We start from the raw sequence: 13,739 nt of genomic DNA, 5'->3' as shown, positions 1-13,739 counted from the left end.
GCGAGGTCCCGATACAACGGCGCCGACGCTTGCACCGTCAGACCACCAGGGCAACAGCGGCCGCCTGCCAGTCCCGACGCCCAGTCGGTCCTCGGGACCGGGAAGCGCGGACCGGGCCGGGATCAGCCGCCCAGCGGCGCCCGCCGCGGAATGACTTTGCGGTAAGAGATGCGCCAGCCACTCGATACCCGCACCACCACGTCCTCGTAGGTCACGCTCGCGCAACTACCGTCGGCGTTGATCCCGATTCCCTTGGACAGCACCCGAACCACCCCCGCCTCGGTCTCGGCGACAATGACATTGGTGACGTGATGCCCGACCGGGTTGGCGTCGCCGAGCGCGACCGCGGCGTCGCGGAGGGCCACGATCCCGTGCAGCTCGCCGAAGCCCAGAGCGGTGAGGTCGTAGACGATCTCGGAGGTGAACAGTTCCGCCATCCGATCGAGCTCTCCCGCGTCCACCAGGTGACCGTGCCTGGCGATGAGGTCGTTGATCTCGAGCCGGTCTTCCATCGATAGCGTCATGCGGAGACACGGTAGCGCCGCGCCCGGCATGGGTCAGGTGAATATCGCCTGGTTGTCGGTTCAGCGTGGATTGCGGACCGCGCGAGGCAGTTTCGTGCCGAGTGCGCTGACCAGGTCCTTCATCTCCGGAAGTTCGGTGACCTCGAAGTCCGGAATTCAGGTGGGCTATGCGGAGGACGGTTCACTCCAGCGCGTCGGCGGAGGTGCGGAGACGCTTGGCGCATCATCGGCCGGGCTTACCCGGCCACACCGAAATCCACGCGACGGTACCGTCGGGGCGGTCGCGGCGGCATCATGAACGTATGGCGACGCGCGGGGCGGTTCAGGCAGGCGCGTTCGCGAGGATCTACGACCCGAGCTTCGGTGAGCCGCAATCGTGGTACATCAACGACCACACACTCGTGCGCGACGACGACGGGCGATGGCACATTTTCGGGATCACCCACCCCGAGCCCGCGGACCCGTTCGACGAGACCGAATTCGCCCACGCCACCGCCGCGCGGTTGGGCGGGCCATGGCGCAAGCACGCGCCCGCGTTACGCGTCGACCGGGAATACGGGGAGACATTTCTGTGGGCGCCGTACGTGGTCGGCGCGCACCGTCGGTACTACATGTTCTACGCGGCAGGCGGCGCCGATCGCACCGGCGCGGCGCTGAACCTGGCCACCTCCACCGACCTGTTCCATTGGACGAGACAACAGGCCGGCCCACTGTTCCGAGACGGCTACGACGCCCGCGACCCGATGGTGGCGCGTGTGGGCGACCAGTGGGTGATGTACTACTGCGCGACCAGCACCCCGACCGGGGGACATCACGTCGTCGCCTACCGCACCAGCACCGACCTCGTGCACTGGGGCGACCGGCATATCGCCTACACGGATCCGACCCGGGGCACCGAGGCGGGCAACACCGAATCCCCGTTCGTGGTGCGGCACGACGGCTGGTGGTACCTGTTCATCGGCCCGCGCCCGCACTACATCGGCACCGACGTGTTCCGTAGCGACAGCCCGTTCCGCTTCCACATAGGCGACAAGGTCGGCCATATCGCGTCGCACGCCGCCGAGGTAGTGCACGACGACGGCCGCTGGTGGATCACCAGTGCGGGCTGGGGTCAGAGCGGCGTGCACCTGGCGCCGCTCACCTTCCCGCAGTCGCGCGTCGTCAAAGCGGTTCCGCGGTAAGCGGTCCGGTGCACCGGACCGGGTTCGATTTCGCGAATCACGCCAACGGACCCGGCCCGGCTGGTATCTGTTGAGTGAGTCGAACTCTCCGACCACCCACCTACGGGAGGGACCGGCATGGCCCGTATCGGCGTTATCAGCATTTCCGATGGCCGCGACTATGTGCATGCGGGCATCGCCGATTTCATCGCAACCACCGAGGATCGGCTGGTGGACGCGCTGACCGCGGCCGGACACGATGTGGTCCGCGGCACGGAACCGATCAGCGACAACGCGTTGGCGAGTTCAGTGGCGCGCACGGTCGCCGCGGCAGGGGTTGATCTGACCGTCCTGCACTACGCGGTCTGGGCGTTTCCGCACTTCACCATGCTCGCGGCGGGCGCGACCCCTGGGCCGCTGCTGTTGCTGTCGAATATCGACCCGGTGCAGCCCGGTATGGTCGGCATGCTCGCCGCCGGTGGTGCGCTGGACCAGATCGGCCGCGGGCACAGCAGGCTGTGGGGCGATCCGTCCGATCCCGCGCTGATCGAGGCGATCGGCGTGCGAGCGCGCGCCGCCGCGGTCGTGTCCGGTTTGCGCGGTTCCACCTTCGGTCGCTTCGGTGGACGGCCGATGGGCATGAACACCGCGGTCGCCAATACCGATCAGTGGCAGCGGCTCTTCGGCATCGACGTCGAGGAGATCGACCAGTGGGAGATCGTGCGCCGCGCCGAGCTGGCCGACGGTGCGGAGGCGAAGGCCGCGCGCGAGTGGTTGGAGCGGCACACCGCGGGGGTGCACTACGACGGCGCGAAGCTCACCCCGGAGCTGCTGGAACGGCAGATCCGTTCGTACCTCGCGGTGCGCGAACTGATCGCCGAGTGGCGCCTGGACTTCTCCGGCATCAAGGGGCAGCCCGAGCTCACCCAGTACTTCGCCACGATGGACGTCACCGAAGCGTTTCTCAACGATCCCTACGACTGGAACGGTCCGAAACAGCCGCATGTCTGCGCCACCGAAGCGGACATGGACGGTGCGCTCACCATGCAGTTGCTCAAGCAGATCGCGGGCACTCCGGTGCTGTTCGCCGACGTGCGGCACTATCACGCCGACCGGGACATCTGGGATCTGTGCAACTCCGGTCAGCACGCCACCTGGTTCGCCGCGCGCAGCGCCGACCCCGCGGAAAACCTGGCGAAGGTGCACCTGTATCCCGAGGTGTTCTTCTTCCCGGCGGGCGGCGCCTCGGTGCATCACCTGGCCGCGCCGGGACAGATGACCCTCGCGCGGCTCACCCGCATCGACGGCGACTACCGGATGCAGCTGATGCTCGGCGAATTCGAGGACTACGACCAGCAAACCAACGAAGCGCTGATGAAACAATCCACCTGGGAGTGGCCGCACGCCTTCGCCCGGCTGGACGCGCGAGCCGAGGATTTCCTGTCCCGCTTCGGCGCCAACCACATCCACGCGGTTCCCGGCGATCATCGGGCCACTGTGCGCGCGGCATGCGAACTGCTCCACGTCACGCTGGACGAGTTCGCGCGGTGACGATATTTCTCGGCATCGACATCGGAACCGCCAGCTCCAAGGGCGTGCTCACCACCGAGGACGGCACGATCCTCGCCAAAGCCGAACGGACGCACGGCATTTCCATGCCGCGCCCCGGGTGGGTGGAACACGATGCGGAGGCGGTGTGGTGGGACGACTTCGTCGCGCTTGCCCGCGACCTGGTGTGTGCGGCTGACAGCGCGCACCTCGACGGACTCGCGGTGTCGGGGATCGGCCCGTGCTTGCTGCCCGCGGACGCCGAGGGCCGGCCGCTGCGCCCGGCCATCCTCTACGGTGTCGATACCAGAGCCCGCGCCGAAATCGCCGAGCTGAACGACGAATTCGGCGCGCAGGCGGTGCTAGAGCGCGCCGGGTCGCCACTTACCAGCCAGGCCGTCGGTCCGAAGGCGCGATGGCTGGTCAAGCACGAGCCTGAGGTCGCGGAGCGTACCGCGATGCTGCTGATGGCGAGTTCCTTCCTGGTGCACCGGCTCACCGGCCGATACGTGCTGGACCACCAGTCCGCCAGCCAGTGCGTGCCCCTCTACGACCTGCGCGAGCGCGCGTGGGCCACGGACTGGGCCGAACGGGTGGTGCCGGGATGGACCCTGCCGGATCTGACCTGGCCGACCGAGATCGTCGGTCACGTGACCGCCGACGCGGCGGCCGTCACGGGCCTTCCTGCGGGGCTGCCGGTCACCACCGGCACCATCGATGCCTGGGCGGAGGCCGCCAGTGTCGGCGTTCGCGCGCCGGGCGACGCCATGATCATGTACGGCACCACCCTGTTCCTGGTGCAGGTGCTCACGGATCCGCGTCCACATCCCGGACTCTGGGGCACCTGCGGCACCTGGCCGGGCACCTACACGCTCGCCGCGGGCATGGCGACCTCGGGCGCGGTCACCGACTGGCTACGCAAGCTCGTCGGCGGCGAGTTCGCCGATCTGATCGCCGCGGCGGCCGATGTCCCCGCGGGCAGCAGGGGACTGCTCATGCTGCCGTACTTCGCGGGTGAGCGCACTCCCCTGTTCGATGCGGACGCCAGGGGCATTATCGCCGGTCTGACCCTCGAGCACGGCCGCGCCGAGCTCTATCGCGCGGTGCTGGAGGGCATCGCCTACGGGGTGCGGCACAACATGGCGGCGATGGCCGAGGCAGGTGGGCAGGCCAGGCGGCTGGTCGCGGTCGGGGGCGGCACCAAGGGCGGGCTGTGGACCCGGATCGTCTCCGACGTCACCGGCCTGCCGCAGCAGCTTCCAGCCGACACCGTCGGCGCCTGCCTCGGCGACGCTTTGCTCGCTGCCGAAGCCGCCGGTGTCGACACGTCCGCGTGGAATCCCATTATCGACACGGTCGAGCCCTATCCCGAGCGCACCGCGAAATACGAACCGTACTATCGGCACTACCGCGAACTGTACGAACGCACGACCGATATCGCGCATTTCCTGGCATCCGAACACCATCGCGCGGGCGCGGCTTTCTGATTCCGGCTGTTCATGCGAGGATGCGGGGTTGGTTTGTAGGACAACTTATGAGGACGCCATGCCCACAATCGACCTGACCCAGCACACCTTCGACACCGTCATCGCGTCCAACCCCATCGTGCTCGTGGATTGGTGGGCGGGATGGTGTGGACCATGTCAGTATTTCGCCCCGGTGTACGAGGCGTCGTCGGACCGTCACCCGGAGATCGTGCACGGCAAGGTGGACACCGAAGCCGAAGTCACGTTGAAAACCAATGCACGGGTCACTCAGTTCCCGACGCTGATGGCGTTCCGGGAGGGCCTGCTGGTGTATTCGGAGGCGGGCGCTTTGGCAGGCGACGCGCTGGAAGACCTGGTCCAGCAGATCCTGTGGCTCGACATGGACCAGATTCGGCGGGAAGTCGCCAGGCAGTCCGAAGCCCAACAGCTCGCCACGGCGACCGCGTCATCCGCCGTTCCCGCCGCGCGCATGGCCGGACCGGCGCCGATACCGAGTCGGTATGGATGGCCCGGACTATGACTGCGTCGGTCGGGGACCTGTGGCGGCTGGACGGCGCGCGGACGCGATCCATCAGTGCCGAGAACCCCACCGGCGCTCCCGGCGCGGGCGCGCGGGCGGGCGACGGCACCGGCGCGTACGCGGCCCGGCTGCTGGGCGTCGGCTGGAAGGTGTCGCCCTCGATCGCGCTCACCGACGGCGAAACCGCCACGCTGGCAGACGTTTCCGGCCCCGGGGTGTTCCGGCACTTTTGGCTGACGACGGAGCGCACCGCGCTGCGCGCACTGACCCTGCGAATGTACTGGGACGACGAGACGCGGCCCGCGATCGACCTGCCACTCGGCGATTTCTTCTGCAACGGGTGGGGCGAGTTGGCGCTGCTGAGTTCTGAGATGGTGGTTGTCGCCCCAGCGGGCGGACTGAACAGCTACTGGCCCATGCCGTTTCGGCACCGGGCTCGGATCACGCTCGAAAACCGCTGCGGGCAGACGGTTCCGGTGTACTACCAGGCCACCTACACCGAAGAGGAGGTGCCAGACGCCGCGGGATACCTGCATACAAGCTGGTCGCGCACCACGCGGTTGGGTATTCCGGCGGTGCACACGATCCTCGACACGGTGTCGGGCCCCGGCCGCTACGTCGGCACCTATCTGGCTATTCGCCCGGGCGCGCCGGGGTGGTGGGGCGAGGGCGAAGTCAAGTTCTATCTCGACGGCGACGACGCACACCCGACCATTTGCGGCACCGGTACCGAAGATTACTTCGGCGGCGCGTGGAATTTTGATCTCGACGGGACATATCGGACATATTCCACGCCATATCTCGGTCTGCACCAAGTGCTGCCGCCGGAGGAAATCTATCGACCGGACCAGCAATTCGGGATGTATCGCTGGCATGTGCGCGATCCGATCTGTTTCGACAGCGATCTGCGCGTCACAGTTCAGGCGCTCGGATGGCAGGACGCGGAAACCTATCTTCCGCTCACGGACGCCGACATCGCGACCACGGCGTGGTGGTATCAGTCCTGATCCGGTGAATCTGCTGGATTCGGCCCAGGAAAGTCCATCGCCATCAGTTCGTCGGCGCGCGCCAGTGCCGCGTCCATGCTCGCGGTCAGGTCGTCCATCATTGTCAGACCGTCCAGCAGTTCCGCGAGTTCTTCCTGCACGGCCTGTAGTTCCGCGATCGCCGGATCGACCCGGTACCAAGCGACTGCGTCATGCCACCACGGATCGTCGGAGAGCCACGCCCGCAGCACGTCCCGCACCAGTACCGCGTCGGAGGTGTACAGCTGGAAGGACTCGTTCGCCGACCCGGCCCGATGCTCCAGCTCGTAGACGCCGTCGGGCAGCAGACGGGCCCGGATATCGTGCAGGTCGGCGCGGCTGAGTTCCAGAATCGGGCGGTCCGGATCGGGCGGTTCTTCGAGCAGGTCGCCGAGCTCGGCCTGGGTAAGTTCCGGCAGCGGGGGCCCGTCTCCCGCACGGATGCGCACGTCTGCGGGCTGATGCGGATGGGTGCTCACCGGGCCAGTCTGCCCGATGCCGCGCCCGACTACCCGAAATGCGCCGGGCAGAGGCACTTCAGGTGCAAGGTGGTGGAATGCGTGCGGTGGGCGAGGCGTCTGGTCGGTTATCGGTGCAGGAGCTACCCGGCCCGATCCCGAAGCTCGGCGAGGTGCTGGTCCGGGTCGACGCTGTCGGCATCCGCGGCCCGCACCGGCAGGTCGACGGCGAACTCGCGCTGACGCCGTATTCGATCGCGCCCGCTCACGGTTCCACGGGCACGCTCATCGCATCGGAGGCAGACAGCCTCCCGGAAGGCACGCGGGTTGCGGTCGATTTCGCGCGGTACTGCGACGCCTGCCGGCGCTGCTCGATCGGACGACACGACCCCGGCGAGCACTGCGGGCCGATCGGCGACCTGGGATGGGCCGCATGACGACGGTCGCGGGGGTGGACAGTTCCACCCAATCCTGCAAAGTCGTCGTCTGTGACGCCGACAGTGGCGCGATCGTGCGCCGAGGACAGGCAGCGCATCCGGGTGGTACGGAAGTCGACCCGAATGCCTGGTGGGACGCATTTCGCACGGCGAGCACCGGGTTGCTCGACGACGTCGACGCGATCGCCGTCGCAGGGCAGCAGCACGGTTTGGTTGCCCTGGACGCCGAGGGCGCTCCGGTGCGGGATGCCTTGCTGTGGAACGACACTCGCTCTGCCGAAGCGGCCGAGGACCTGATCGTCGAGCTGGGCGGTCCGCAGGCGTGGGTCGACGCGGTCGGCAGCGTGCCGGTGGCCGCGCTGACGATCGCCAAACTGCGCTGGATGGCCGACCACGAACCGGAGCAGGCCGACCGCACCGCGCACGTCCTGCTGCCGCACGACTACTTGACCTGGCGGCTGCGCGGCGGCGAGCCGGGACGCATGCCCCCACCGACCACCGACCGCGGCGACGCCTCGGGCACCGGCTACTGGTCACCCGCCACCGGCGACTACCGCGAAGACTTGCTCGCCATGGGCTTTCGCGGACGGACGCCCGAGCTCCCCCACGTTCTCGGCCCGGCCCAACCAGCGGGGCGGACACCGTCGGGCATGCTGGTCGCCGCAGGAACGGGCGACAACGCCGGGGCCGCGTTGGGTCTCGGCGTCACGGAGGGCGACGTGGTGGTCTCCCTCGGCACCAGCGGTACGGTCTTCGCCCGCGCTACGGGTGCCGGTGCAGACCCGAGCGGCGCGGTGGCCGGATTCGCGGACGCGACCGGCGCTTTCCTGCCGCTGGTCTGCACGCTCAACGCCGCCCGCGTCCTCACCTCCACCGCCGACCTGCTCGGCGTGGACTTGAACTCGTTGGAATCGATTGCTGCACAATCTGTTCCAGGTTCCGACGGCGTCGTGCTGCTCCCCTATCTGTCCGGTGAACGCACCCCCAACCTTCCGCACACGGCGGGCAGCCTGCACGGGCTGCGCCCGGGAGCCATGCGTCCCGCGACCATCGCACGCGCCGCCTTCGAGGGTATGCTGTGCAACCTGGCCGACGCGCTCGACCATCTCACCGGCATCGGGGTGGCAACGCGACACGTCCTACTCATCGGCGGCGCCGCCCGCTCATCCCTGGTCGCCGAGGTCGCCGCCCAGATCTTCGGCGTCGCCGTGACGGTACCGGAACCGAATGAGTACGTCGCGCTCGGCGCCGCCCGGCAGGCCGCCTGGGCGCTCAGCGGTGCGCCGCAGCCTCCCGGCTGGCCCGCGCACACGGTCGCGGAAATCCCCACACCGCCCGATGCCACGGTGGGTCGGCAAATCCGAGCGCAGTACCGGCAGGCACGCCAGGCGCTCTACGGCTGACTGTCCGTTCGGTTTCGACGGCGCAGCGACCTGGTCGGGCACTCGTCCACGCAGGTGGCAGTTCGCCGGTTCCGCAGCGTCGTGCCCGCTCACGTGAAAGCCCCCACGGATCGTCCACCGATGAATTTCGGTGCCGGGTGGCGTACCGAGTCCAGGAGGGGTTGGATCACCCCTGGGTAAGGAGAGATGAACGAATGAGCGATGCCGAGGTGCGAAAAGCGGTGACGGCGGAACGCACCGATCTCGCAGACCTCCTGGCCGGGCTCGATGCCGCGAGCTGGGATGCGCCGACGCTCTGTGCGGGCTGGCGGGTGCGTGAAGTGGTCGCACACATCACCATGCCGTTTCGCCTGTCGAGTTCGCGCTTCGTGCTGGAGATGATCAGGGCGATGGGCAGTTTCGATCGGATGGCCGATCGCCGCGCACGCGACGACGCCGCGGACCTGAACGCCGAGGATTTGCTGAAGTCGCTGTGGGACAACGTCGATCACCCGTGGAAGCCGCCGGGTGGCGCATTCACCGGCGCGTTGAGCCATGACGTCATCCATGGCTTGGACATCACCGTGGCACTGGGACTAGACCGCCGAGTGCCGGAGGATCGGCTGCGTCTGGTTCTCGACGCGCTGAATCGCAAGAGTGTCGCATTCTTCGGCGTCGACCTGAAGGGCATCGAACTGCGCGCCGACGACCTGGATTTCAGCTACGGCTCCGGCACGGTGCTGTCGGGCTCCGCTCAGGATCTGCTACTCGTGCTGTGCGGCCGTACGCTGCCGGAAGGACACCTCACCGGCGCTCCAGCGGCGCGATTCAGCACGCCCGGCTCAACTGCCTGAATCGTCCGAGGACGGCTTTCGCTTCTTCTTTTTCTCGGGTCGGTCGGCAGAGTTGCTTGCGTTGGAACGCTTGCCCTTGCTGCCCTTCCGGCGAGCCGGTTGGGTCTCGTCCGGTTGCCCCGAAAAGACGATCGGGAAGCTCCGCGGTAACCGGATGGCCCCAGATCCGGCCGTACGCCCGCGCACCCACTGACCCAGAGCAGCCACGGCTGAAACGACAGCTATCGCGACAGTGAACCACGCGACAGAAGTGAGACCGGCGGTGACGTAGGAATACCGTTGGGCCCCAGGAACCAATATTCTGCCGTTCCCGGAGGCCCAGCGAATCAGCTGCCCGACCTGGGTGCCCAGATCCCGCTGGCTTCCGGCACTGAGCATGCCCCGCACGGCGGACGCTTGACCGTTCAGGTTGACCACGGCAAGGACGACGAAAATCGCCATGGCGACCGAGGAACCCACAGCCACATAAGACAGTGCCGCACTGCGTGCGCGGAGATTGATTACTACCGCGAAGACGGTGACAGCGCTGGCGACGGCGGCAAGGACTGCCCACATGCCATTGATATGCGCGGGAGGCGGTGGCGATCCCGACCAGAGAGCCACGAGGGAACTGGATATCTGAAGCTTCCCAAAGGGGTTCGCCTTGATCCCGCCGTCGGCCGCTTTGGCGTCGAGCCACGGCTGAAACAGCAGGGCAAACGTGAGGATGCTCCCGGCCGCGGCGAACAGGTAGCCCCAGTACCCACGGAGCGAGTCCAAAACCTTCAGGACGATCTCGTCGTTGAACTGACGGCGCCGGGAACCGTCTTCTGCGCGACTGGGCGAGCCGGCTTCTCGGTCTGGAGTTTTGCTCGCTTGCCAGGGAGTCGACTGAACCATTACCTCAGTTTAAGAGTTGGACGGCGGGTCAGAGCTCGGGCCGAGCTCACCTCCAGGGGGAAGCCTGTGCTGTGCTCGGCACAGGCGCAAATCCTGATCAGTCCTCGGCTGCCGCAATTGTGCGGCAATTGGATCAGCTCTGGGTAGGGATGCACGAATGACCGATATCGAGGTGCGAAGAGTGGAGACGGCGGAGCGCACGAATCTCGCCGACCTCCGGCACGCCGACGACCTGGATTTCAGCGACGGCTCGGCACGGCGCTATCGGGCTCCGCCCAGGATCTGATACGCCTGCTGCACGGCCGTACGCTGCCGGAAGGACACCTCACCGGCGCTCCAGCGGCGCGATTCAGCACACCCGGCTCAACTGCCTGAATCGTCAACTGTCTGAATCGTCCGAGGGCGGCTTTCGCTTTTTCTTTTTCTTGGGCCGGTTGGCAGCGTTGCCCGCGTTGGAACGCTTGCCCTTGCTGCCCTTCCGGCGAGCCGGTTGGGTCTCGTCCGGTTGCCCCGAAAAGACGATCGGGAAGCTCCGCGGTAACCGGATGGTCCCAGATCCGGCCGTACGCCCGTGCACCCACTGGCCAAGAGCAGCCATAGCTGAAACGACAGATATCGCCACAGCGAACCACGCGACAGAAGTGAGACTGGCGGTGACGTAGGAAACCTTCCGGAGTCCCGGTACCGGGTAAGTGCCGTTACCGGAGGCCCAGCGGATCAGCTGCCCGACCTGGGTGCCCAGATCCCGCTGACCTCCGGACCCGACTATGCCCCGCACTGCTTCAGCTTTACCGTTCAGGTGGACCACGGCAAAGACGACAAACATCGCCATGGCGACCGAGGAACCCACAGCCACATAAGACAGTGCCGCACTGCGTGCTCGGAGATTGATTACTACCGCGAAGACGGTGATGGTGATGGCGGCGCTGGCAAGGACCGCCCACATGCCGTTGATCTGCGCGCCAGGCGGTGGCGCCCCCGACCAAAGAGCCACGAGGGAGGTGGATATCTGAAGCTTCCCAAAGGGAGTCGCCTTGATCCCGCCGTCGGGCCCGTTACCGGTGAGCCACGGCTCGAACAGCAGGGCAAACGTGACGATGCTCCCGGCCGCGGCGAACAGGTAGCCCCAGTACCCGCGGAGCGAGGCCAGAACCTTCAGGACGATCTCGTCGTCGAACTGACGGCGCCAGGAGCCGTCTTTTGCGCGACTGGGCGGGCCGGGCTCTGGATCTGGAGTTTTGCTCGCTTGCCAGGGGGTTGGCTGCACCATTCTCCCAGTTTAGGAGTTGGACAGCGGGTGAGAGGTCGATCCGAGCTCACCTCCCGTGGGAAGCTCGCGCTGTGCATCGGCCGCGCCGGCGGCGAGCGGCGCAGATCCTGATCGGTCCGCGGCTGCCGCACCTGGTGCGGCAAGGCCGCTGTGGCTGACATCCACGAAGGGCGAAGGCCCGCTCAGCTGCCCGGTAGGTCAGCCTCCTACTATGAAGCTAGCGATGATGGACCCGTCGCCCTGTCTGCCGCCAAGGACGAAGATCCTGGCTCCTAACGCCACCTCGGACACCCGGGTACCGAAAAACACAAGGACGTTTGTCTTGGCAGTGGTGTGCACGGTGGTCGTGGCACCCCCGATGCCCTCGATCTTCAGCGTCTTGCCATCGTTCGCGGTGACCCTGCCGACGGCCGTCGTTCCATGTACCACCGCCGGGGCGGATGCCACGGGACTGGCGGACCTGGCGGGCCGGCTTGTCGATATCGAAACGGTGGACTCGTTCGCGAACAGGCGAGTGCCTGCCAGCACGAGAAGGATCAGCGCGACACTGATTCCGACAAGCATGCCGATTCGGGGTTGGGTAGGCCTTGGCGGACTGGGCATTTCGATCTCGGGCGTGTTCGTCGGCGGGGCGCTGCTGCTGTGGCTCGACAGCGAGTTCTCGGTGGCGGTGAGTAACGGTGCCGGATCACGGGTCTGCTGCGCGCCGCGAAACTGCTCGGTGGACCGATCTTTGGACGGATTCGTCCACGGAGTCCCCTGTTCACCCACAGAGTAAGGGTAAGGCGCCGGGTGTCAGGTGCCTATCGTCACTGACGGGAGCACTCAGACGGCCAGCACCGCCGTCTTATGGCGGCGGCGTTCACCAAGTGGCCCACTTCCACTCGCGGGCGTAGCCTCGGTCGACGGGGCACCGGTCGAGGGCGTCGTGCGAACGTCTACAACTTGTAACCGATCTGGCGCAGTAGCTGTCTACGGTCTGCCTGGTCGTCGGCATTTTCTACGCCCAGCGGCGCGGTCCCGTCGACCACGCCGACGATCCCCCTACCGAGCTCGGTTTCGGCAATCAATACTTCTACGGGATTGGCTGTGGCACAGAAGATTCCGCAGACTTCCGGAACGTGCTTGACCGCATTGAGCACATTGACCGGATATCCCTCGCGGAGGAAGACGATGAACGAGTGTCCCGCGCCTACCGCGACTGCGTTTTTCGTTGCGAGCTCGACCAGATCGTCGTCGTTGCCGGAGCGGCGGACCAGGCACGGCCCGGATGCTTCACAGAATGCGAGTCCGAACCGCAGGTGAGGACCGACCCCGACCAGCGCCTCGTGCAGGTCCTCGACGGTCTTGATGAAGTGGGCCTGCCCGATGATGACGTTGAGATCGTCCGGTTTGTCGATTTGCACGGCTGTCAACTCCACAGGACCATACTGCGCCTCACCGAACCGGAATCTCAGCACTTCGGCACCGATCGCGTGTCGACGACGCCTGCCCGGACCCGCCGACGGGCGACCGCCGGATCGGGATCGCTGAAGCCTCCTCGGCCGGTTCAGTCCGCCGCGGTGCCGCGTCGAGCCGCGTCGAGCAGAGAATCCAGCAGACCGGGGAAACGGGCGTCGAGATCCTCGCGACGTAACGACAGCAAGAGTTCTCTGCCGGATGGTCGCTGCCAGATGACGCCGGCATCGCCGCATTCCAACCGACCACCGACATCACCGAAACCGAATTCGACCGCGTCGTCGACATCAACTTCAAAGGCGTCTTCTTCACCATCCAAAAGACCCTCCCCCTGCTGACCGACCACGCGGCGATCGTGATCAACGCGTCCTGGACGCTGCACCGCGGCCTGCCCGGCGCCTCCCTCTACTCGGCGACCAAAGCAGCCGTGCACAATCTGGCGCAGACTCTCGCGGCCGAGCTGGCGCCCAAGGGAATTCGAGTCAACTCTGTGAGCCCGGGCTACATCGAAACCCCGTCATACCGCGACAACGTCTCCGCCGAAGCACAAACCGCGGCCGTCGCCGCGGTGGCCGCCGGTCGGCTCGGCACCGCCGAGGACGTCGCTGACGCGGTCGCCTTTCTAGCTTCCCGCGAAGCGTCCTACATCAACGGACAGGACCTCCTGATCGATGGCGGCCTGATCGCCGCCGTCCCCGAGCGGATGGTGTAGCTACCGGGGGCGGAGCCTCTCCACC

17 protein-coding genes are annotated in these 13,739 nt (G+C 66.9%); 11 read left to right on the top strand and 6 right to left on the bottom strand.

All coding sequences use genetic code 11. The features are described 5' to 3' along the window. Window positions 1-122: 122 nt before the first annotated feature. On the bottom strand, window positions 123-524 hold the full coding sequence (locus OHB12_RS01270; protein ID WP_327115357.1) for a nuclear transport factor 2 family protein: 402 nt from the start codon (window positions 522-524) through the stop codon (window positions 123-125). On the opposite strand from OHB12_RS01270, the gene OHB12_RS01265 reads away from it, so the two are divergent. The 6 genes from OHB12_RS01265 (at window position 523) to OHB12_RS01240 (ending at window position 6,246) form a co-directional block, all read left to right on the top strand. Beyond that, window positions 523-822, top strand: coding sequence for a hypothetical protein (locus OHB12_RS01265; protein WP_327115356.1), 300 nt, complete (start codon window positions 523-525; stop codon window positions 820-822). The genes OHB12_RS01270 and OHB12_RS01265 overlap by 2 nt on opposite strands. 4 nt (window positions 823-826) lie before the next feature. Next, a complete protein-coding gene (locus OHB12_RS01260) occupies window positions 827-1,705 on the top strand; it encodes a glycosyl hydrolase family 32 (RefSeq protein ID WP_327115355.1) in 879 nt (292 codons plus the stop codon). A 117-nt stretch (window positions 1,706-1,822) separates the two neighbouring features. Continuing rightward, entirely contained in the window at window positions 1,823-3,235 is a 1,413-nt protein-coding gene (locus OHB12_RS01255) for an L-fucose/L-arabinose isomerase family protein (RefSeq protein WP_327115353.1), read from the top strand. Next, the gene (locus OHB12_RS01250; RefSeq protein ID WP_327115351.1) at window positions 3,232-4,719 is read left to right on the top strand and encodes an FGGY-family carbohydrate kinase; all 1,488 of its coding nucleotides are present in this window, start codon (window positions 3,232-3,234) and stop codon (window positions 4,717-4,719) included. The genes OHB12_RS01255 and OHB12_RS01250 overlap by 4 nt, the downstream gene beginning before the upstream one ends. Before the next feature lie 58 nt (window positions 4,720-4,777). Continuing rightward, entirely contained in the window at window positions 4,778-5,239 is a 462-nt protein-coding gene (locus tag OHB12_RS01245; protein ID WP_327115349.1) for a thioredoxin family protein, read from the top strand. Further along, a complete protein-coding gene (locus tag OHB12_RS01240; RefSeq protein ID WP_327115347.1) occupies window positions 5,236-6,246 on the top strand; it encodes a glycoside hydrolase family 172 protein in 1,011 nt (336 codons plus the stop codon). Before OHB12_RS01245 ends, OHB12_RS01240 begins: the two co-directional genes overlap by 4 nt. Here OHB12_RS01240 and OHB12_RS01235 read toward each other — a convergent pair. Then, window positions 6,237-6,743, bottom strand: coding sequence for a hypothetical protein (locus OHB12_RS01235; RefSeq protein WP_327115345.1), 507 nt, complete (start codon window positions 6,741-6,743; stop codon window positions 6,237-6,239). The two genes, OHB12_RS01240 and OHB12_RS01235, sit on opposite strands and share 10 nt — an antisense overlap. Window positions 6,744-6,829: 86 nt before the next feature. On the opposite strand from OHB12_RS01235, the gene OHB12_RS01230 reads away from it, so the two are divergent. The 3 genes from OHB12_RS01230 to OHB12_RS01220 all read left to right on the top strand — a co-directional run bounded on the left by OHB12_RS01230 (window position 6,830) and on the right by OHB12_RS01220 (window position 9,395). Continuing rightward, window positions 6,830-7,159, top strand: coding sequence for an alcohol dehydrogenase catalytic domain-containing protein (locus tag OHB12_RS01230; protein ID WP_327115343.1), 330 nt, complete (start codon window positions 6,830-6,832; stop codon window positions 7,157-7,159). Continuing rightward, window positions 7,156-8,562, top strand: coding sequence for a xylulokinase (xylB, locus tag OHB12_RS01225; RefSeq protein WP_327115341.1), 1,407 nt, complete (start codon window positions 7,156-7,158; stop codon window positions 8,560-8,562). The genes OHB12_RS01230 and xylB overlap by 4 nt, the downstream gene beginning before the upstream one ends. 194 nt (window positions 8,563-8,756) lie before the next feature. Continuing rightward, on the top strand, window positions 8,757-9,395 hold the full coding sequence (locus OHB12_RS01220) for a maleylpyruvate isomerase family mycothiol-dependent enzyme (RefSeq protein ID WP_327115339.1): 639 nt from the start codon (window positions 8,757-8,759) through the stop codon (window positions 9,393-9,395). Here the strand turns inward: OHB12_RS01220 and OHB12_RS01215 are convergent. Next, complete coding sequence (locus tag OHB12_RS01215) at window positions 9,384-10,274, bottom strand: hypothetical protein (RefSeq protein ID WP_327115337.1); 891 nt, start codon at window positions 10,272-10,274, stop codon at window positions 9,384-9,386. The genes OHB12_RS01220 and OHB12_RS01215 overlap by 12 nt on opposite strands. A 157-nt stretch (window positions 10,275-10,431) precedes the next feature. On the opposite strand from OHB12_RS01215, the gene OHB12_RS01210 reads away from it, so the two are divergent. Beyond that, on the top strand, window positions 10,432-10,560 hold the full coding sequence (locus tag OHB12_RS01210) for a hypothetical protein (RefSeq protein ID WP_327115335.1): 129 nt from the start codon (window positions 10,432-10,434) through the stop codon (window positions 10,558-10,560). 93 nt (window positions 10,561-10,653) lie between these two features. On the opposite strand, the gene OHB12_RS01205 is transcribed toward OHB12_RS01210, so the two are convergent. The 3 genes from OHB12_RS01205 to OHB12_RS01195 form a co-directional block, all read right to left on the bottom strand. Further along, entirely contained in the window at window positions 10,654-11,544 is an 891-nt protein-coding gene (locus tag OHB12_RS01205; protein ID WP_327115333.1) for a hypothetical protein, read from the bottom strand. Window positions 11,545-12,482: 938 nt separating this feature from the next. Beyond that, window positions 12,483-12,965 (bottom strand): adenosine-specific kinase, encoded by a 483-nt coding sequence (locus tag OHB12_RS01200; protein ID WP_327115331.1) that lies wholly within the window; start codon window positions 12,963-12,965, stop codon window positions 12,483-12,485. Window positions 12,966-13,093: 128 nt separating this feature from the next. Next, window positions 13,094-13,348, bottom strand: coding sequence for a hypothetical protein (locus OHB12_RS01195; protein WP_327115329.1), 255 nt, complete (start codon window positions 13,346-13,348; stop codon window positions 13,094-13,096). Here OHB12_RS01195 and OHB12_RS01190 point away from each other — a divergent pair. After that, on the top strand, window positions 13,229-13,714 hold the full coding sequence (locus OHB12_RS01190) for an SDR family NAD(P)-dependent oxidoreductase (RefSeq protein ID WP_327120824.1): 486 nt from the start codon (window positions 13,229-13,231) through the stop codon (window positions 13,712-13,714). The genes OHB12_RS01195 and OHB12_RS01190 overlap by 120 nt on opposite strands. Window positions 13,715-13,739: the final 25 nt, after the last annotated feature.

The sequence above is a fragment of the Nocardia sp. NBC_01730 genome, assembly GCF_035920445.1.
In the GTDB taxonomy this organism is placed as follows: Bacteria; Actinomycetota; Actinomycetes; order Mycobacteriales; family Mycobacteriaceae; genus Nocardia.
The sequence above is the reverse complement of the archived record's forward strand: the minus strand, read 5'-3'. Positions and strand labels throughout refer to the sequence as shown.